Source organism: Streptomyces sp. SID486 (genome assembly GCF_009865385.1).
Classification (GTDB): domain Bacteria; phylum Actinomycetota; class Actinomycetes; order Streptomycetales; family Streptomycetaceae; genus Streptomyces.
The window spans coordinates 1-19265 of record NZ_WWJT01000392.1 but is presented as its reverse complement, the minus strand read 5'-3'; the positions used below and the strand labels follow the sequence as shown (position 1 = coordinate 19265).

Annotated in this window: 19 protein-coding genes and 1 pseudogene; 7 read left to right on the top strand and 13 right to left on the bottom strand. The window is 73.6% G+C overall.

Translation table 11 applies throughout. The features are described from left to right. Positions 1-372: 372 nt before the first annotated feature. The 3 genes from GT045_RS18490 to GT045_RS18480 all read right to left on the bottom strand — a co-directional run bounded on the left by GT045_RS18490 (position 373) and on the right by GT045_RS18480 (position 3092). Positions 373-1596 carry an acyl-CoA dehydrogenase family protein gene (locus tag GT045_RS18490; RefSeq protein ID WP_161293437.1) on the bottom strand — a complete coding sequence of 408 codons (1224 nt, stop codon included), beginning with the start codon at positions 1594-1596 and terminating at the stop codon, positions 373-375. Positions 1597-1601: 5 nt separating this feature from the next. After that, on the bottom strand, positions 1602-2624 hold the full coding sequence (locus GT045_RS18485; protein ID WP_161334840.1) for a phosphotransferase family protein: 1023 nt from the start codon (positions 2622-2624) through the stop codon (positions 1602-1604). Between the two features lie 168 nt (positions 2625-2792). Continuing rightward, on the bottom strand, positions 2793-3092 hold the full coding sequence (locus tag GT045_RS18480) for a hypothetical protein (RefSeq protein WP_161293433.1): 300 nt from the start codon (positions 3090-3092) through the stop codon (positions 2793-2795). A gap of 112 nt (positions 3093-3204) precedes the next feature. Here GT045_RS18480 and GT045_RS18475 point away from each other — a divergent pair, with 112 nt between their 5' ends. Further along, positions 3205-4155, top strand: a complete 951-nt coding sequence (locus GT045_RS18475) for an NADP-dependent oxidoreductase (protein WP_161334839.1) — start codon at positions 3205-3207, stop codon at positions 4153-4155. A gap of 156 nt (positions 4156-4311) precedes the next feature. Here GT045_RS18475 and GT045_RS39855 read toward each other — a convergent pair whose 3' ends face one another. From GT045_RS39855 to GT045_RS18455, 4 genes are read right to left on the bottom strand one after another with little or no spacing between them, the layout of a single operon-like run. Further along, entirely contained in the window at positions 4312-4638 is a 327-nt protein-coding gene (locus GT045_RS39855; protein WP_161334838.1) for a DUF202 domain-containing protein, read from the bottom strand. Beyond that, positions 4635-5027, bottom strand: coding sequence for a DUF202 domain-containing protein (locus GT045_RS40725; protein ID WP_161293427.1), 393 nt, complete (start codon positions 5025-5027; stop codon positions 4635-4637). Before GT045_RS40725 ends, GT045_RS39855 begins: the two co-directional genes overlap by 4 nt. A gap of 21 nt (positions 5028-5048) precedes the next feature. Beyond that, the gene (locus GT045_RS18460) at positions 5049-5564 is read right to left on the bottom strand and encodes an NUDIX domain-containing protein (RefSeq protein WP_161334837.1); all 516 of its coding nucleotides are present in this window, start codon (positions 5562-5564) and stop codon (positions 5049-5051) included. A gap of 37 nt (positions 5565-5601) precedes the next feature. Then, entirely contained in the window at positions 5602-6498 is an 897-nt protein-coding gene (locus GT045_RS18455) for a DMT family transporter (RefSeq protein ID WP_161293423.1), read from the bottom strand. 664 nt (positions 6499-7162) lie between these two features. Here GT045_RS18455 and GT045_RS18450 point away from each other — a divergent pair. The 3 genes from GT045_RS18450 (at position 7163) to GT045_RS18440 (ending at position 9761) form a co-directional block, all read left to right on the top strand. Continuing rightward, positions 7163-8164, top strand: coding sequence for a hypothetical protein (locus tag GT045_RS18450; protein WP_202528422.1), 1002 nt, complete (start codon positions 7163-7165; stop codon positions 8162-8164). Positions 8165-8422: 258 nt separating this feature from the next. After that, positions 8423-9151, top strand: a complete 729-nt coding sequence (locus GT045_RS18445; protein WP_161293419.1) for a molybdopterin-dependent oxidoreductase — start codon at positions 8423-8425, stop codon at positions 9149-9151. After that, the gene (locus tag GT045_RS18440) at positions 9135-9761 is read left to right on the top strand and encodes a cytochrome b/b6 domain-containing protein (RefSeq protein ID WP_161334835.1); all 627 of its coding nucleotides are present in this window, start codon (positions 9135-9137) and stop codon (positions 9759-9761) included. Before GT045_RS18445 ends, GT045_RS18440 begins: the two co-directional genes overlap by 17 nt. A gap of 102 nt (positions 9762-9863) precedes the next feature. Here the strand turns inward: GT045_RS18440 and GT045_RS18435 are convergent, their stop codons facing one another. Both GT045_RS18435 and GT045_RS18430 read right to left on the bottom strand, forming a co-directional pair. Then, on the bottom strand, positions 9864-11261 hold the full coding sequence (locus tag GT045_RS18435; RefSeq protein WP_161297372.1) for a gluconate:H+ symporter: 1398 nt from the start codon (positions 11259-11261) through the stop codon (positions 9864-9866). 38 nt (positions 11262-11299) lie between these two features. Further along, on the bottom strand, positions 11300-11827 hold the full coding sequence (locus tag GT045_RS18430) for a gluconokinase (protein WP_161297370.1): 528 nt from the start codon (positions 11825-11827) through the stop codon (positions 11300-11302). Positions 11828-11967: 140 nt separating this feature from the next. Between GT045_RS18430 and GT045_RS18425 the strand changes: the two genes are divergently transcribed. Further along, on the top strand, positions 11968-12669 hold the full coding sequence (locus GT045_RS18425) for an FCD domain-containing protein (RefSeq protein ID WP_161334834.1): 702 nt from the start codon (positions 11968-11970) through the stop codon (positions 12667-12669). Between the two features lie 70 nt (positions 12670-12739). Here GT045_RS18425 and GT045_RS18420 read toward each other — a convergent pair whose 3' ends face one another. After that, positions 12740-13114: a YchJ family metal-binding protein gene (locus GT045_RS18420; protein ID WP_161297366.1), complete on the bottom strand. Its 375-nt coding sequence runs from the start codon at positions 13112-13114 to the stop codon at positions 12740-12742. 114 nt (positions 13115-13228) lie between these two features. On the opposite strand from GT045_RS18420, the gene GT045_RS18415 reads away from it, so the two are divergent. Together GT045_RS18415 and GT045_RS18410 are read left to right on the top strand one after the other, a co-directional pair. After that, positions 13229-13540, top strand: a complete 312-nt coding sequence (locus GT045_RS18415; RefSeq protein ID WP_161297364.1) for a dsRBD fold-containing protein — start codon at positions 13229-13231, stop codon at positions 13538-13540. Between the two features lie 12 nt (positions 13541-13552). After that, complete coding sequence (locus tag GT045_RS18410; protein WP_161334833.1) at positions 13553-14875, top strand: phosphoribosyltransferase family protein; 1323 nt, start codon at positions 13553-13555, stop codon at positions 14873-14875. A 188-nt stretch (positions 14876-15063) separates the two neighbouring features. Here the strand turns inward: GT045_RS18410 and polX are convergent, their stop codons facing one another. From polX to GT045_RS18395, 3 genes and pseudogenes are all read right to left on the bottom strand, one after another. Next, the gene (gene polX, locus GT045_RS18405) at positions 15064-16791 is read right to left on the bottom strand and encodes a DNA polymerase/3'-5' exonuclease PolX (protein WP_161334832.1); all 1728 of its coding nucleotides are present in this window, start codon (positions 16789-16791) and stop codon (positions 15064-15066) included. A gap of 158 nt (positions 16792-16949) precedes the next feature. Further along, positions 16950-17213, bottom strand: a complete 264-nt coding sequence (locus GT045_RS18400; protein WP_161334831.1) for a hypothetical protein — start codon at positions 17211-17213, stop codon at positions 16950-16952. A gap of 14 nt (positions 17214-17227) precedes the next feature. After that, positions 17228-19265: pseudogene (locus GT045_RS18395) on the bottom strand (hypothetical protein); the annotation flags it as partial.

Genomic DNA, 19265 nt, shown 5'->3' with positions numbered 1-19265 from the left:
CCCGACGCTGCCGGGTGCCCGGCCCCGCACCGGGTAACGGGCGCCGGGCTGCCTGGGCGCTGCCGCTGCGGCTACGGCTGTTGCCGTTGCTGCGGCTGTGGTTGTGCATTCGCGTCGGCGCGTCGGCGCGACGCGACGGCCGGTGCGTCGGCCGGTGCGTCGGCCGGTGCGTCGGCCGGTGCGTCGGCCGGTGCGTCGGCCGGTGCGTCGGCCCGTGCGACGGCCGGTGCGTCGGCCCGTGCGACGGCCGGTGCGACGGCCCGTGCGTCGGCCGGTGCGACGGCCCGTGCGTCGGCCGATGTGACGCGGTGGCCGGGCGTGGCGTGGCGACGGGGGGCGGGGTGCCCGGGGCCACCACGCCCCCGTGCCGTCCTACAGGTACTTCTTCAGCTCCCGGCGGGCCAGTGACCGCTGGTGCACCTCGTCCGGGCCGTCGGCGAGCATCAGGGTGCGGGCGCTCGCGTACAGCTCGGCCAGCGGGAAGTCCTGGCTCACCCCGCCCGCGCCGTGCAGCTGGATCGCCCGGTCCAGGATGCCGACCACCGCGCGCGGAGTGGCGATCTTGATGGCCTGGATCTCGGTGTGCGCACCCTTGTTGCCGACGGTGTCCATCAGCCAGGCCGTCTTCAGCACCAGCAGCCGCAGCTGCTCGACGGTGACCCGGGCGTCGGCGATCCAGTTCTGGACGACGCCCTGCTGGGCCAGCGCCTTGCCGAACGCGGTACGCGACACGGCTCGCCGGCACATCAGCTCGATCGCCCGCTCCGCGATACCGATCAGCCGCATGCAGTGGTGGATGCGGCCCGGACCGAGCCGGGCCTGGGCGATGGCGAAACCGCCGCCCTCCTCGCCGACCAGGTTCGCCACCGGCACGCGCACGTGGTCGAACTCGACCTCCGCGTGGCCGCCGTGCGAGTGGTCCTCGTAGCCGAAGACCTGCATGGCCCGCCTGACGGTGACCCCGGGGGTGTCGCGCGGGACCAGGACCATGGACTGCTGGCGGCGGATGTCCGCCCCGTCCGGGTCGGTCTTGCCCATCACGATGAAGATCTTGCAGTCCGGGTTCATCGCGCCCGAGATGTACCACTTGCGGCCGGTGATGACGTACTCGTCCGTGCCGTCGGAGGCTCGCTCGATCCGCGTGGTGATGTTGGTGGCGTCCGAGGAGGCCACCTCCGGCTCGGTCATCGCGAACGCCGAGCGGATCTCACCGGCCAGCAGCGGCTGGAGCCACTGCTTCTTCTGTTCCTCGGTGCCGAACTGCGCCAGCACCTCCATGTTCCCGGTGTCGGGCGCGGCGCAGTTCGTCGCGGTGGGCGCGAGGTGCGGGGAGCGGCCGGTGATCTCGGCGAGCGGCGCGTACTGCAGGTTGGTCAGGCCGGCACCGTGCTCGGCGTCGGGCAGGAACAGGTTCCACAGCCCCTGCCTGCGCGCCTCGGCCTTCAGCTCCTCGACCACGGCCGGTGTGTCCCACGGCGAGGCCAGCTCGGCCCGCTGCCGCTCGGCGACCGCCTCGGCCGGGTGGACGTACTCGTCCATGAAGGCCAGCAGCCTGGCCCGGAGTTCCTCGGTGCGCGCGTCGAACGCGAAGTCCATGCGGGTCAGCCTTCCTGAAGAGTCGTCAGTCCGTGGTCGATGAAGACGGGCACGAGGTCACCGATGCGGTCGAAGCCGCGGCCGACCGTCTGGCCGAGCGTGTACCGGTAGTGGATGCCCTCCAGGATCACCGCGAGCTTGAACCAGGCGAACGCCGTGTACCAGGAGACGGCCGAGACGTCCCGGCCGGAGCGGGCCGCGTACCGCTCGATCAGCTCCCGCGGGGCCGGGTGGCCCGGGGCCTCGGCGGTGGTGGAGACGGGCGAGTCGGTCATGCCCAGCGGCCGGCTGTACATCACCAGCAGGCCCAGGTCGGTCAGCGGGTCGCCGAGCGTGGACATCTCCCAGTCCAGGATCGCCTTGATCCGGTCGTCGTCGCCGATGAGGACGTTGTCCAGCCGGTAGTCGCCGTGCACGACCGCGGGGGCGGGGGAGGTGGGCAGTCCGCGGCCGAGCGCCGCGTGCAGCTCGTCGATGCCCGGCAGTTCGCGGTTGCGGGAGGCGTCCAGCTGCTTGCCCCAGCGGCGCAGCTGCCGGTCCAGGAAACCCTCCGGGCGGCCGAAGTCGGCGAGGCCGATCTCGGCGGGGTCCACGGCGTGCAGCTCGACCAGTGTGTCCACCAGGGACAGCACAGCGTCCCGGGTGCGGTCGGCGCCGAGCGGGGCGAGCTGCCGCGCGGTGCGGTAGGGCGTGCCCTCGACGAACTCCATGACGTAGAACGGCGCTCCGAGCACCTCCTCGTCCTCGCACAGCAGCAGCGGGCGGGGGACCGGCACCCGGGTCGGGTGCAGGGCGCTGATCACCCGGTGCTCGCGCTTCATGTCGTGCGCGGTGGCCAGCACATGCCCGAGCGGGGGACGGCGGACGACCCACTTCGAGGTGCCGTCGCCGAGCGCGTACGTGAGGTTCGACCGTCCGCCCTCGATCAGCCGTCCGGTCAGGGGGCCGTTCACCAGACCGGGGCGCTCGCGGTCGAGCACGGCGCGCAGCCGGTCCAGGTCGAGCCCGGGCGGGTGGTCGGCACTCATACATCACTCCTCATGGACGGGTGAACCGGTCCCGCTCATGATGCCGACCGGTCGGTATGCCGTCCAGTGGATGACGCGAAGATCGGAGCGAACGTGACCGGGGCCACGATAGGCCGACGGCTCCCCGGTGAGCCTCCCGGGGAGCCGTCGGCCGTGCCTCGCGACAGGTCAGTGATCGTCCCAGTGGCCGGCGTGCTCGGCGTGCCGGTGCCCGTCGTGCAGGTAGTCGACGTGGTCGCCGTGCGGGACCTGCGCGTGCCCGCACTCGTCGTGGTGCACGTGCTCGTGCCCCTCGTGGACGGAGTGCCCGGCCGGCTCGCACTCGTCCCAGTGGCCCTCGTGCTCCCGGTGCAGATGGCCGTCGTGGGCGTAGTCCAGGTGGTCGCCGTGCGGCACGGCGTCGTGACCGCAGCCCGGTCCGTGGCTGTGCGTCCCGTGTGCGGTGTGTTCCTGGTGGACGGTGGTCATGCTGCTCACCTTCGGGGGTACGGGGTCTCGACGACGGACAGGCTGCCACGCGAAAGCCGCATAACCGGGCATCCCGGTTGCGTGGCGCAAGACCACCCCGGAGGGTCGAGGCATGAAAGGCATCAGCTACAGCCGCTACGGCGGCCCCGAGGTGCTGGAGTACGGCGAACTGGACGAGCCCAAGCTCGGCCCCGACCAGGTCCTGGTCGAGGTGCGCGCGGCGGCCGTCAACCCCGTCGACTGGAAGTGCCGGGAAGGGCATCTGGACCCGGTCCTGGACGCCGTCTTCCCGGTGATCCCCGGCTGGGACGTCAGCGGCGTGGTCGTGCGGCCCGCTGCATCGGTCACGGAGTTCCGCGCCGGCGACGAGGTCATCGGCTACGTCCGCGAGGACTTCCTCTCCCGGGGCACCTTCGCCGAGTACGTGGCCGCACCCGTGCGCACCCTGGCCCGCAAGCCGCGCAACCTGTCCTTCGAGGAGGCCGCCGGACTCCCGCTGGCCGGGCTCACCGCCTATCAGGTGCTGGTGAAGGCGCTGGACGTCAAGCGCGGGGAGACCGTCCTGGTGCACGCCGCGGCCGGCGGGGTCGGCTCGCTCGCCGTCCAGATCGCCGCCCACCTCGGCGCCCGGGTCATCGGTACCGCGGGCGAGGCCAACCACGACCACGTCCGTGCGCTGGGCGGTGAGCCCGTGGCCTACGGCGAGGGCATGGCGGAGCGGGTGCGCGGGCTCGCCCCCCAAGGCGTGGACGCGGTCTTCGACACCATCGGCGGGGACACGCTGAGGGTCTCGGCAGAGCTGCTCGCCCCGGGGGGCCGGCTCGCGTCGATCGCCGACCCGCAGGTGCTGGACCTCGGCGGCCGGTACGCCTTCGTCCGCCCGGACGCCGAGGACCTCGGCCGTCTCGCGGAGCTGGCGGAACAGGGCGTCGTCACCGTGCACGTCGCGGCGACGTTCCCGCTGGAGCGCACGGCGGACGCCCACCGGCTGAACCAGGAGGGCCACACCCGAGGCAAGATCGTGGTCACCGTGGACCGGGAGACCGGGCGGGACACCCCCTAGCCCGCCGCCGTCCGAACGGGACACCCGCCTCGCGCGCCGCCGTGTGGACGGGCACCCCCTGGCCCGCCGCCATCTGGACGGGACACCCCCCTCGCCCGTCGCCGTCCGGACGGGGCGCCCCCTTGCCCGCCGTCCGGACCCGCCGGACCGGGGCCCTCACACCACCAGTACGACCGCGCACACCGCCAGAGCCACCGCGTAAGTGACCGCCGCCGTCGCGTGCCGCGGGGCGAGCGCCGCCGGCGGGGACCCGGCGGCCAGGGCGCGGATGCGGTGATGGGCCACCCGCAGGAAGCCCAGCCACAGCGCGCAGCACGCCGCGCAGGCGACGACACCGGGGGCCGAAAGGCCCCCGTGCAGGGCCGCCCGCAGCGCCAGCACGGCGGCCACGGCGGCCGACAGCGTCGTGCGCCGCCAGGCCAGCCGGGTGCGCTCGGGCTGGAGCCCCGGGTCCCGGACCACCGGGCCCGTCCCGGCCGTCACCCTTCCCACCCGACCAGCACCACCACGACCATCGCGACCGCCACCACCGCCACCACCAGGCCCAGCAGCGCCGGGAAGCGGGACGCGGGCAGGTCCTCGCCGCGCCGGATGGCCCGTTCGCAGCGCACCCAGTGGTTCACCGCCCGCAGGGAGCACAGCACCCCGGCCCCGAGCAGCGCGAGCGCGAGACCCGCGCGCCACGCCCAGCGCAGGTCCGGCAGGAACTGGTCCACCGCGAATCCGCCGCCGATCAGCGCCAGCGCCGTGCGCAGCCAGGCGAGGAACGTGCGCTCGTTGGCCAGCGAGAACCGGTAGTCGGGGGTGTCACCCTCGTCCCGCACCCGCTCCGGCGCGAACCACAGCCGGATGTTCCGTACGAATTCGCTCACCGGGCCGACCCTACCGGGCGGTCAGCGGCCCGCCCGGAACGCCCGCAGCCGCTCGTAGGCCGCCAGCCCGTCCGGCACCCACTCCCACTCGCCGAGCCGCCGCCGGACCTCCTCCTCGGGCAGGAAGGCGTGCCACTGCACCTCCTCGGGCTGCGGGCGCACGGGCAGCTCGCAGCGCACCTCGTACACCGCCGACCACCAGCTGTTCCCGGCGCCGTCGTCGTACAGGAACTTGAAGAGGTACTCCGGCCGGGGCAGCCCGCTCACCCCCAGCTCCTCCTCGGCCTCCCGCAGCGCCGCCTCGTCGTAGGACTCGCCCGCGCCGACGACCCCGCCGACGAACATGTCGTACAGCGCGGGGAACACCAGCTTGGTCGCCGTACGCCGGTGCACGAACAGCCGGCCGGACGCGTCCCGGGCCTGGACGAACACACAGCGGTGGCGCAGCCCGCGGGCGTACGCCTCGCCGCGCGGGCTGCGGGCGACGACCCGGTCGTGCTCGTCGACGATGTCGAGGATCTCGTCAGCAGGATTCATGCCCGTATCCAAGCAAAGCCGCCGGGCGCGCGGGGGCTCAGCGCCGCTGGAGGTCCCGGGCGGGGGACTCCGGCTCGCCCGGACCGCACGGCATGGCCGGATGCAGACCGAGCAGCACGATGCCCCCCACCACGGCGGCGAGCCCGGCCGCCTCCCAGGCCAGCGCCCCGGTGTCGGTGCGCAGCCGGTCCCCGAGGAAGCCCACCCCGCACAGGATCCCGGCGAGCGGCTCGGCCGCGGTGAGCGCGGGCAGCGACATGCGCAAGGGGGCCGTCTCGAACGCGCTCTGCACCAGCACCAGCCCGGTGACCCCGCAGGCCACCACGCCGTACGGCTGCCAGGCGGCGAGCAGGCCGGTGATGCCGCCGTCGGAGAACAGTGTGCCGCTCACCCGGGTGAGCGCGTCCTGCACCCCGTAGAGCAACCCGGCGGCCAGGGCCAGCAGCACCGGCCCCCAGCTCAGCCGGGAGCGCTTGGCGTACGCCGTGAGCACCAGGGCCACACCGACCACGAGCCCGATGATCAGCCAGTGCCGCAGCGGGTCGGCGACGGCGGTTCCGCCACGCGGCTCGCCCCCCGTGATGAACGCGCTCACGCCGCCCGCGAGCAGCAGCAGACCGGCCCAGCCCTGGCGGCCCAGGGGCTGTCTGGTCTGGTGCCGGGACAGCGCGAGGGCGAACAGCAGATTGGTCGCGAGCAGTGGCTCGACCAGGGAGATCTCCCCCTTGCCGAGAGCGACGGCGCCGAGCGCCATGCCGGCCACCATCAGCCCGAGGCCGCCCAGCCAGCGGGGCATCCGCATCAGGTCGAGCAGCAGCCGGAAGGACAGGAAGTCGCTGAGCGGAGCCTTCTGCGCCGCGTTCTGCTGGAGTACGAAACCGAAGCCCAGACAGCAGGCCGCGCTCACGGCGAGAAGGAGAACCAGAACGGACACGCTGTGTACCTCGATCATCCGGCCGGACCACGGGCGCGTAGTGGCCGACTGTAGCGCTCCCGGTACGGCATTGCCCCGGAAGTGCCCGGAACCGGGCGGTTGACTCGCCATGCTCCGCAACCGGACGCATATGCGCCATGGCGTACGCCACAGGACGGCACAGCACTCGGTGAGCGGAGCCATGGCGTGCGCCACAAGAAGGGGGTGCCTGAGTCGGTGGGGTGTGCGCCGCGGGGAGGGCGTGCCTGAGCCGGTGGGGTGTGCGCCGCGGGGAGGTGCGCCTCGGTCGGTGGGGGCGTGGCGTGCGCCGCAGGAAGGGGGATGCCTCCGGTCGGTAGGCATCGCGTGCGCCGCAGGGAGGGCGCCTCGGTCGCGTGCGCCGCAAGGGGGCGGGGTGAGGGATCGGCGGGGGCATGGCATGCGCGGCAGGGCGGCGGGGCGCTCGGCCCACGCGGCACGGCGCGTCCCGCAGGGAGCCGCTGGTGCACGGGTCCGCGAGACCATGGCATACGCCACAGGGAAGCGCCCGGCCCGGTCGCCGGGACCGGCCCGACCTGCGCCGCAACGCTCAAGTGCCGTACCCGGCAGCGAGGTTGAAGCCGGCATCACCGCCGTTCCGCTTGACGCGATCCAAGGCTGCGGGTTTGCTGTGCGTGATCGGTCGATGGCAGCCCGAGAAACAGGAAGCTCCGCGGTGCCCCCTCTCCCGCCTCTGCTCGGCACTCGCCGGGCCGCAACGGACCCGTCCGACGACATCCGGGACGACACCGGTGCCTTCGACGCCGCGCTGGACGACGCGGAACTGCGCACCGCCCGGGCCGCGTCGGCCCAGGGCCGCCGGCAGGCCGTCCGCGCCCTGCTGGTGCGCACCGGCGACGACTGGGACCGCCGCGGCCACCGTCTCACCGTGCTCGCCCAGGCCCCTCACGCCGCCGCGTGGGCGCACGACTGGCTGGTCGCGGAGCCCGGTTCCGCCGACGCCGCCACACTGCTCGCCCTGGCGCTGGTCCACCGCGCGCTACGCGGCGCGGAGGAACCCGGCCGGGCCCGTGAGGCCGGCGCGGCGGCCGCGGCCCTCGCCCCGGCCGACCCCACCCCCTGGCTCGGCCTGCTGCTGCTCGCCCGCGCCTGCGGCCCGGACAGCGAGCTGCTCGGTACGTTCGCCGAACTGCGCCGCCGCCATCCCGAGCACCACCACGCCCACCACCTGCTGATAGCCGGCCTCGCCGAACGCGCCGGAACCGGCCGGGGCGAGGGCCACGAGGTCTACGACGCCGCCGAGGCGGCCGCCGCCGGCGCCCCGGCCGACTCCCCGCTGGCCGTCCTGCCGGTCGTCGCCTACGCCGAGCGCTACCGGGTCCTCGCCGCCACCGGCCTGGGCTCCGCCGGCCCGTCGGCCTCCCACCACTGGTCCGGCTCACGGGCCCGGCGGATCCTGAGCGCCTCGTTCGACTGGTGGCTGGAGTGGGAGCAGGACGAGCACCCACGCCGCCTCATCGACCTCAACCACCTCGCGTTCGCCCTGTCCTGCGCCGGCCGGCCCGCCGAGGCGGCGGCCCTCTTCCAGCGCATCGGCGACCACCCCACCGCGGCCCCCTGGACCTACGCGCACCACGACCCCCGCGCGGCCTTCCGCACCGCCCGCGACCGCGCGCTCGGCCGGTGAGCACACGGTCCGCCGGTGAGCACGCGGTCGGCCGGTGAGGACGTGACGGACCGGTGAGCACGCGGCCGGTGAGGACGCGGCCGGTGGATGAGCACGCGGCCGGTGGATGAGGACGCGGCCGGTGGGTGAGAGGCGCACACCCTCCGGAACGTACGTAGGGACGAGCCGGGAGGAGACGTCCGTGAGAAGAGATTACGGAACTCTGACCGGTGGCCCGATTCCCTGGCCCCCCGCGGCCCCGAGTGCTCGAATGGCGACGTGAACACTGAACAACCCGAGGAGCGGGACGGCAGGCCCGTCGGCCGCCGCGTCTTCCTCGGCACCCTCGGCCTCGGCGCGCTCGGTGTCCTCGCCGCGCCGACGCTGCAACGCGGCCTCGAAGGCTTCCTCGGCGGCGTCGCCGGCAAGGACCCCACGGGGCTCACCGGCCTGCTGCCCAACGGCGGCGGCTTCCGCTACTACTCCGTCGCCGCGTCCGTCCCGCACCGGAGCGCCGCCGACTACCGCCTCACCATCGACGGCCTGGTCGACCGCCCGCGCGGCTACACCCTCGCCGACCTGCGCGCGCTGCCCCAGACCCGGCTGGTCAGGGACGTCCAGTGCGTCACCGGCTGGCGGGTCCCCGGCACCCCGTTCCAGGGCGTCCGCCTCTCCCACCTGCTGGACGCGGCGGGCGTCCGCCCCTCCGCCAGGGCCGTCCGCTTCACCTGCTTCGACGGCACCTACAGCGAGAGCCTCACGCTGGAGCAGGCCCGCCGTCCGGACGTCCTGGTCGCCCTGCGCATGCAGGACAAGGAGATCGGCCACGACCACGGCGGCCCCGTCCGCCTCTACGTCGCCCCCATGTACTTCTACAAGTCGGCCAAGTGGCTCTCCGGGATCACCGTCACCGACCGGGTGAAGCCCGGCTACTGGGAGGAACTCGGCTACGACGTCGACGCCTGGGTCGGCCGTTCGAACGGGCGGAGCGATGACCCCACCGGTTGAGACCCCGGCCCCGCCGGGCACCGACGTGCGGCGCTTCACGCCCGCCGCACGGTGGGTGCACCGCGGCACGGCCGCGCTGATGGGCGTGTGCGTGGTGACCGCCGCGTTCCTCTACATCCCGCAGCTCGCGGTCGTGGTGGGCCGCCGGGAGCTGGTCGTCCGGGTCCACGAGTACGCGGGCCTCGCCCTGCCGGTGCCGGTGCTGCTCGGCCTGGCCTCCCGAGCCTTCCGCGGTGACCTGCGCTTCCTCGACCGCTTCGGCCCGCACGACCGGGTCTGGCTGCGGGCCGCCCTGCGCCGCGACAAGCGGCCCGCGGCCCGCCCGGCGGGCAAGTTCAACGCCGGCCAGAAGATCTACGCCGCCTGGATCGCCGGCGCCACCCTGGTCATGCTCGGCACAGGCCTGATGATGTGGTTCACCCATCTCACCCCGCTGCAGTGGCGCACCTCGGCGACCTTCGTCCACGACTGGCTGTCCCTGACGATCGGCGTGGTCCTGGCGGGCCACATCGGCATGGCCCTGGGCGACCCGGAGGCCCGGCGGGGCCTGCGCACGGGAACGGTGAGCGAGGACTGGGCCGCCCGCGAACACCCGCTGTGGCGGCCCTGACCCCCTTCGCGCCCGGCCCGTACGCGCCGGCCCTGGATCACCGGCCCGTACGCGCCGGCCCCGTACGCGCCGGCCCTGGATCACCAGCCGTACGCGCCGGCCCTAGATCACCAGGGAGAGCAGCAGGACCAGCCCGCCCGCGACCACCGAGATGATCGTCTCCATCAGCGACCAGGTCTTGACGGTCTGCCCGACGCTCAGCCCGAAGTACTCCTTCACCAGCCAGAAACCGGCGTCGTTGACCTGGCTGAAGAAGAGCGAACCCGCGCCGATGGCGAGGACGAGGAGCGCCGTGTGGGTGGTCGACATGTCGGCCGCGAGGGGCGCGACCAGACCGGCCGCCGAGACCGTCGCCACCGTCGCCGAGCCGGTCGCCAGCCGGATCGCCACCGCGATCAGCCAGGCCAGCAGCAGTGCCGGGATCGACCAGTCCTTGGAGATGTCCAGGATCATCTGGCCCACACCGGAGTCGATCAGCGTCTGCTTGAAGCCGCCGCCCGCGCCGACGATCAGCAGGATCCCGGCGATGGGCATCAGGCCCTTCTCGACGGTCCGCTGCAGCCGGTCCCTGGTGAAGCCGGCGGGCCGGCCCAGTGTGAAGAAGCCGACGAGCACGGCCGCGAGCAGCGCGATCAGCGGGGAGCCGACGACGTCGAAGACCCGCTGGGTACGGTTCGCCGGATCGTCGACGACGATGTCCACCAGCGCCTTGGCCAGCATCAGCACCACCGGCAGCAGCACGGTGGCGAGCGTCGCGCCGAAGCCCGGACGGCGCTCCAGCTCGTCCGAGGCGCGCTGCGGCAGCATCCGGTCGGGTGCCGGGACGTCCACCCAGCGGGCCGCGACCTTCGAGAACAGCGGGCCGGCGATGATCACCGTCGGGACGGCGACCAGGATGCCGAGCGCCAGCGTCATGCCCAGGTTGGCCTTGACCGCGTCGATCGCGACCAGCGGTCCCGGGTGCGGCGGGATCAGACCGTGCATCACGGACAGGCCGGCCAGCGCCGGGATGCCGATGCGCATCAGGGAGTAGTTGCCGCGCTTGGCGACCATGAGCACGACCGGGATCAGCAGCACGATGCCGACCTCGAAGAACAGCGGCAGGCCGATCACGGAGGCGATCAGCACCATCGCCCACGGCATGGCGCGGCCACCGGCCTTCGCCAGGATCGTGTCGACGATCTGGTCGGCACCGCCGGAGTCGGCGAGCAGCTTGCCCAGGATCGCCCCGAGCGCGATCAGGACGCCCACGCCGGCCACCGTGCTGCCGAGCCCGGTGGTGAAGCTGGTGATGGCCTTGTCGAGCGGCGCGCCGGCGACCGCGCCCAGCACCAGTGACCCGACGGTCAGGGCCAGGAAGGCATGGAGCTTGAACTTGGTGATGAGCAGGACGATGACGGCGATGCCCACCAGGACGGCGATGCCCAGCTGGGCGTGCCCGGCGGAGGTGATCGGCGCAGGCGCGTCCGCTGCCAGCATCTCGACGCTGAGTCTGGTCACGGGGGTTCCTTGCGGTTACGGGAATCTTCTGACGGGCGCTACCGGGAGCTGCCCGTGGTGTCGGGAAGGGCTGCGAGGGCCCGCACGGCACGCTCGGTGATCTCCTGCGGGCTGCCGCTGACGTCCACGGCGACTCCCGCCTCGTCCGGCTGGAGCGGCTGGAGGGTGGCGAACTGGGAGTCCAGCAGCGCGGTGGGCATGAAGTGGCCCTGCCGCTGCGACATCCGCTCCTCGATCAGCCGCCGGTCGCCCGCCAGGTGCAGGAACACCACTCCGGGGGCCACCGACCTGAGCCGGTCGCGGTACGAGCGCTTCAGCGCCGAGCTGCTGACCACCCCGCCCAGCCCGGCCCGGCCGTGAGCCCAGTGCCCGATGGCTTCCAGCCACGGCCACCGGTCGGCGTCGTCGAGCGGGATCCCGGCCGACATCTTGTCGATGCTGGCCTGCGGGTGGAAGTCGTCGCCCTCGGCGTACGGGACGCCCAGCCGCGCGGCGAGCAAGGGACCGATCGTCGTCTTGCCCGTCCCCGCGACGCCCATCACGACGACGACCTGGGGGGTTCGCATCACTGCCTCGCTGTCTTCCTCGACATCCGACGCCACATCGGCGTCGCCACACTGAAACCCATTAGGTACGACGAATTCAAGAGTGTGTGACATATAAGTCTGACTTTTTAGGTCTGTGACACACGCCGTACGCTGAGTGCATGAGCACACGGGGCCGGGGCCTGCACGGCCATGTTCTGGACAGCCTCGGCCCCGCGATCACGGCGGGCGGGTACCCGCCCGGCAGCGTCCTGCGCACGGACGAACTCGCGCAGCACTTCGAGGTGTCACGCTCCGTCATGCGCGAGGCGGTACGCGTCCTCGAATCCATGCACCTGGTCGAGTCCCGCCGCCGCGTCGGTGTCACCGTCCGCCCGAAGGCCGAGTGGAACGTCTACGACCCGCAGGTCATCCGCTGGCGCCTGGCGGGCGCCGACCGCCCGCACCAGCTGCGCTCGCTCACCGTGCTGCGCTCCGCCGTCGAACCCGTCGCGGCCGGCCTGGCCGCGCAGCACGCAACGGCCGAGCAGTGCGCCGAACTCACCGAGTGCGCACTCGGCATGGTGGCCACCTCACGCGGCCGGCAGCTGGAGAAGTACCTGGTCCACGACGTCGCCTTCCACCGGGTCGTGCTCAACGCCTCGGGCAACGAGATGTTCGCCCGCCTCGGCGACGTCGTCGCCGAGGTGCTGACCGGCCGCACCGAGCACGAGGTCATGTTCGAGGACCCCGACCCGGCGGCCGTCACCCTGCACGTCCGCGTCGCCGAGGCCGTCCGCGCCCGCGACGCGGCCCGCGCCGAGGAACTCACCCGGCAGATCACCACGGGCGCCCTGCAGGAACTGGACATCCTGGCGCCCTAGTCCACCGGCGCCCGGTCACCCCCGCCCGGTCACCCCCGCCCGGCCACCCCGGCCGGTCACGCTCGGCCGGTCAGTCCAGGAACTCCCCGTCCACGTACACCCACGCCCCCTCCACCCGCTCGAAGCGGCTCCGCTCGTGCAGCGAGCCACCGCGGTAGGAGGCACGGAAGGTCACCGTCCCCGTCGCGTGGAAGGCGGACCCGTCGGCGGTGTCCAGGATCTCCAGCCCCGTCCACCGCATCCGCGGATCGAGGTCCAGCCGGCCGGGCCGGGTCCGCGGATGCCACGTGCGCAGCAGATACCCCGCGTCCCCGGTCACGAACGCGCTGTACCGCGAACGCATCAGCAGCTCGGCGGTCGGCGCGCTCGCCGGGCCCGCGTGGAAACGGCCGCAGCAGGCGTCGTAGGGCCGGGGGAGACCACAAGGGCAGGTACGCGACGTCATGGCCCACATTCTGCCCGCAGCAGGGGAGGCGTCCGCCACGGGCCGGGTGCACAGTGGAAGGGCCTGAAGGGGCGCGCCCCGCCGGGATCGCGACGCAGGGAGGCGAGAGGGACGATGACCCGACCCGTGAGCAGCCGTCCTCCGGCCGTCAAGGAATGGCGGCTCAACCTGTACCTGTCCGAGCACGATCCCGACACCACCGCCCGGATCGTCCTGGACACCGGAGACAACGTCCTGGAGAGCCACGCCGAGGCCCGCCGCAACCCCTACGACGAGGCCATGGCGGACATCGGCGACGAACTCGCCGCCGGACGCGCCCTCATCGCCATGGGCCGCATGCTGCTGCGCGCCGCCGACGGCGACATGAGGGCGACCGGGGCGGCCGACACCGACGGCCCGGCGCCGCTCTGGCTGTCGCGCGAATGAAGGAGCCCCGCCGTGCACTTCAGGAACCGCCTCGAAGCGGGCCGCCGGCTGAGTGAGCGCCTGGAGCACCTCCGGGGCCAGGACGTGGTGGTGCTCGGACTGCCGAGGGGAGGGGTGCCGGTCGCAGCCGTCATCGCCGACGCCCTCGACGCACCCCTCGACGTCTGCCTGGTACGCAAACTCGGCGTGCCCCACCAGCCCGAACTGGGCATGGGCGCGATCGCCGAGGACGGCCTGCGCGTGATCAACCAGGAGGTGCTGCGCGGCAGCGGAGTCGGCGAGGCGGACCTCGCCCGGGTCGAGGAGCGCGAGCGGCACGTGCTGCTGGAACGCGCCGCCCGCTACCGCGAGACGCCCCCCGTCCCCGTCGCGGGCCGGACCGCCCTCGTCGTCGACGACGGAGTGGCCACCGGCTCCACCGCCCGCGCCGCCTGCCGCATCACCCGGGCCCGCGGCGCGGCCCGGATCGTCCTGGCGGTTCCCGTGGCCCCACGCGAGTTCGCCCGCCGACTGGGCGGGGACGCCGACGAGCTGGTCTGCCTGGACACCCCCTGGGACTTCGCCGCCGTCGGCCAGTTCTACGCCGACTTCTCCCAGGTCGGCGACGACGAGGTCACCGCCTGCCTGCGCCGGGCCGCGAGCCGCGGCCGGCACGGTCACCTCCCGGCCGGCGCGCGCTCCGCCGACCGGGAGGTGACCGTGCCGGCGGACGGCGTGACCCTGGGCGGCCGGCTCACCCTGCCCGACGCCGCGACCGGCGTCGTGGCCTTCGCCCACGGCAGCGGCAGCAGCCGGCACAGCCCCCGCAACCGGTTCGTCGCCGGGGCGCTGCACCGGGCCGGGCTCGGCACCCTGCTGTTCGACCTGCTCACCGACGAGGAGGAGGCCGACCGCGGCAACGTCTTCGACATCGCCCTGCTGGCCGGCCGGCTGCTGGCCGCCACCCGCCGGCTGCGCGAGGAACCCGGCGTCGAGGGGCTCGCCATCGGCTGGTTCGGCGCCAGCACCGGCGCCGCCGCCGCCCTGTGGGCCGCCGCCGACCCCGCCGCCGACGCCTCCCTGCGCCCGGCCGCGGTGGTCTCCCGCGGGGGCCGGCCCGACCTCGCCGGCCCCCGGCTGCCCGCGGTGACGGCCCCCACCCTGCTCGTCGTCGGCGGCGCCGACCATCTGGTGCTCGACCTCAACCGGGACGCACAGACCCGGCTGCGCTGCGAGAACCGGCTGGAGGTGGTCCCCGGCGCCACCCACCTCTTCGAGGAACCCGGAACGCTGGAGAGGGCGACCGAGCTGGCACGCGACTGGTTCACGGACCACATGGCACCCGCGCACGTATAACGGACCACATGGCACCCGCGCACGTATAGGCGCGGGCCACGCCCGCCGGAACCGCCACCCCCGTTCCTGTTCCCCGCCGGTGACGACGTGCCCGGCCGAGGCGTCGCCGGGTCCTCGCGCACGACCCGGGTCGGGCCGGCCGGTCCGCGGCGCGCATGACTCGGCCCGCCGGTCCGTGGGGAGACGGCTCAGCGCCGCCCGTCCTTGCGCAGGAACCGGCGCAGCCGGGTCAGCGGCCACGTGTTGATCACGTCGTCCGGGGTGAGCCAGCCGCGCTGCGCGGTCCCCACGCCGTACCGCAGCTGCGCCAGGTGCGGGACGGAGTGCGCGTCCGTGTTCACGGCGAACCGCACCCCGTGCGCCCTGGCCCGCAGGATGTCCTCGTCGCACAGGTCCAGCCGGTCCGGCTGGGCGTTGACCTCCAGCGCGGTGCCGGTACGCGCGCACGCGGCGAACACCTCGTCCCAGTCGGCGTCCACCCCCGGCCGCCTGCCGATCAGCCGGGTCGTGGGGTGCCCGATGACATGCACGTACGGGTTCTCGCAGGCCCGCACCAGCCGGCGCGTCATCGCCGTACGGCCCAGGTCGAAGTGGGAGTGCAGCGCGGCCACGCACAGATCGAAACCGGCCAGGAACTCCTCCGGCCAGTCCACCTCCCCCTCCGGCCCGATGTTCAGCTCGGTACCGTGCAGCAGCCGCATCCGCCGCCGGGTGCCGTCCAGCTCCCGCAGCCGCTCCCGCTGGGCGAGCGCCTTCTCCCGTGTCATCCGCTGCATGTACAGGTCGGGCGCGTGGTCGGTGACCGCGTAGTACGCGTAGCCGCGCTCGGCGGCGGCTTCCACCATCGCCTCCAGCGACGCGAGCCCGTCCGTCAGATCGGTGTGGGTGTGCAGGTCACCGCGGATGTCCCGCTCGGTCACCACCTCGGGCAGCGCGCCACGCAGGGCCGCCTCGACCTCCCCGCGGTCCTCGCGCAGCGTCGGCGGGATCCACGGCAGACCGAGCCGCGCGTACACCTCCTCCTCGGTACGGGAGGCGACCGACTCCCCGCTCCCGGTGTCGAACAGGCCGTACTCCGACAGCTTCAGCCCCAGGTGCACGGCGATGGTCCGGGTACGGATGTTGTGCGCCCTGGCACCGGTGAAGTACTGCATCGCGGCACCCCACGACTCCGGCGGCACCACCCGCAGATCGACCTGGAGCCCCTTGCCGGTGCGCACCGACGTCTTCTTCGTCCCCCGTGCGACGACCTCGGCGGTGACCGGCAGCCCGCACAGCGCCTCCATGAACGGCGCCGACCGCTTTGCCGCGACCAGCACGTCAAGGTCCCCGACGGTCTCGCGCATCCGGCGCAGGGAACCGGCGTAAGCGCAGCGCTCGCAGCCCGGCACCCCCGACAGCGCGGCGACGATCCCCTCGGCGGTGTCCAGCGCCGACGCCAGCGGCACCCGGCCGGCCGCCCGGCGCAGCAGCTCGATGCCGTGCCGGATGTTGGCCTGCGTCTTCTCCCCGAACCCCTTCAGATCGGCCAGCGCGTCCGCCTCGACGGCAGCGGCCAGCTCGCTCACCGACGAGATGTGCAGGTCCTCGTAGAGCCGCAGCGCCTTCTTGGGCCCGAGGGTCGGGATCGTGATCAGCTCACGCACGCCGGCGGGGATCCGCGCCCGGCGCTCCTCGACCAGGGCGATGCGGCCCGTGCGCAGGTACTCGGCCACCTTCTCGGCGATCGACCGGCCCACGTTCGGGATCTCGCGCAGCCCTTCCGCGTCCAGCGTGGACACGTCGGCCGCGTACCCGCCGATCGCCCGCGCCGCCTTCTCGTAGGCGCGCGCCTTGAAGGCGTCGCCTCCGGTGATCGCGATGAGGTCGGCGTACTCCCGCAGCAGCGCCTCGACCTCGTCGTTGGCCCGGGCCACCCCTCAAGTCTAGGAACCCACATCCACCCCGGCACACGCTCAAGGCGCTGCGCCTACGGCCGTATCGCCTCGACGAGCTCGCGGCGGCCGGCCTCGCGCGAAAGGGCCGCGGAACCGGGCGCCGGCGACGGCGGGGAACGCGGCCCTCGGCCCTGCGGCTAACGACCGGCGGCCTCCCGCAGGGCACGGGCGACGGCCCGGTCGTCGTCCCGGGCGCTCATCCGGACGGGGTCGCGCTCGTCGTCCAGGACGACGGCGCGGACCACCGTTCCGACGGCCGCCTGCTGGTCACCGTCCGGCCAGCGCGGGTCCTTGGCGTTGTCGATCAGTCCCGCGGTGCCGTCCGGGAGCACCACGTCCAGCCCCCAGGGGCGTACCGCGAGCACACGGACGTCGTACTCCTGATGAAGTGTCGAGGGCACGGCACTCAGCCTCCTCACAGCTTGGGTATCCAGGTGCGGTGGACGGTCAGGGCGTTGAACTCGTCCAGCCTGCTGTAATCGATCTCCCACTCGATCCTGGGGCTTCCGTTCGGACCCTTCCAGTCGTAACGCTGGGCCGCCTTGGCGAACTGCACCAGGAACTTCATGTCCATGTCGTACCGGTACATCCCGGACGCGTACGTGCCCCGCCCCCAGTACTCGGCGGCGACGCTCTGCTCGCCGAAGTACACCTTGCCGTTGCTCCCCTCCTCGGCCCCCCGGGCCGGGTTCGGGCCGTGCAGCTTCTCATAGGCCACGTCCACGGTCTTCGGGGTCCGGAAGATGGGGAAGGTGCAGTCCGTGTCCGGTTTCGGCTTGGCGTCGGCGGCTGCGGCGGACCGCTGGACGACCGCCGGATTCGACTGCCGGCCCGGCTTGCCGCCTCCGGAGCCGCGGTCGCAGAACGCCCTCAGCCGGTCCAGCTTCTCCTTGGCACCCTCCAGCTTGTCGGTGAACGCGTCGAACCTCTTGCGCGCCTTGTCGACCTTCTCCAGGAACCCCTTGATGCCCCAGACGGCCTTGCTGATCCTCGGCAGCTTGCTCCCGATCTTCAGCAGCTTGACCGGGCCGGCGTTCTGGACGATGGCCCAGATGCAGATCCCGATGTCGGGGTCGTCGATGCACTCCTTGATGTCGCCCGCGAACAGCTCCACCAGGATCTCGGCGCCGTTGTCCTTCAGGTAGTCCAGAAGGTCCTGACCGGAGAGGCTTTGGACCAGCGCCAGCTCCTCCTTGCTCAGACCGACCTGTTCCAGCGCGTACTCGGTGGCCATCCGCAGGATCAGCGCGTCCAGGGCCTCGGCCCCGCTGCCGGGCTCACCGCCCCCGCCGCCGGGCTGGGGATCGGTGTACTTCGGGTTCTTCTTCGCGGCTTCGGCAAGATCCTTGCGCTGCCGCTCTCGCTCGGCCTCCTCGGCGCGTTCGGCGGCCTTCCCGGCCTCCTCCGCGTGGGTGTTCGCGTTCTTGGCCGCCTCCTCGGCCGACTTGGCGTGGCTCTCGGCGGACTCGGCCAGCTTGTCCGCGTCGGCGGCGTCCTGCTCCGCCTGGGTGGCCGCGCCCTGGGCCGTGGCGGCCTCCCGCTCGGCCAGGGTGGCGGCACTGCTCGCGGCGGTGGCCGCGTTCTCTGCCTGGGTGGCGGCGGTACGGGCGCGCACGGCCTCGGCCTCCGCCTGGGTGGCGGCGGTACGGGCCGCTGTGGCGTCGGCGAACGCCTGCTCGGCGGCCTGCTGGGCGAGGGCGGAGTCCGCGCCGGCCTGGGCGTCGGCCTGGTCCGCGCGGGCGGCGGCGGACCGTGCCTTGGCGCCGTCCTCGGCGGCCTGGGCCGCGGACTTCAGCGCGGCGGCCGACGAACGCGCCGCGTCCACCGTGGACCGTGCGGCCTGCTCCGCGGCCTTGAAGGCGGGTGCCACCTGGGCGTTCGCCCGGTCGGCGGCGGCCTTGGCGGCGTCGGCCGCCTTGACCGCCTCCACGGCCCGGGCCTCAGCCTTGGCCACCTCCGCCTGACCGGTCGCCAGCGCGGCCTCGGTCACCTCGGCCGTCAGATCGGCGCCGACATCGGTGCCGGAGAACGGGGCGGTCAGCGTGATGGCGGTGTTGGCCGGGTCGGCGATGCCGGCCGCGGCGGAGCGGGCGGACGCGGATGCCTGGACGGCGACGGCGGCCTGAAGCTGAGCCATCGCGGCCTCACGTGTGGCGCCGTCCGCCTCGTCCCGGGTCCGGTGGGCCGCCTGGAGGGACTGGTTGGCGCGGATGGCGGCGAGCCCGGCCAGGCGCACCGCCTCGTGGGCCGCCATCCCGGCCCGGCCTTCCTGCGCGGTGGCCTCGGCTGCCTTGGAGTTGGCGCGCAGCGCGGCCGAGTGGGTAGCGGCGGCCTCAGAACGCGCCTTGTTCGCCGCGGCGTTCGCCGCCGAGGCGCCTGCCTCGGCCTTGGTGGCGGCGGCGTTGGCTCGGGAGGCGTGCGCGGTCGCCTCGGTGGCGGCGGCCCGGGCCCGG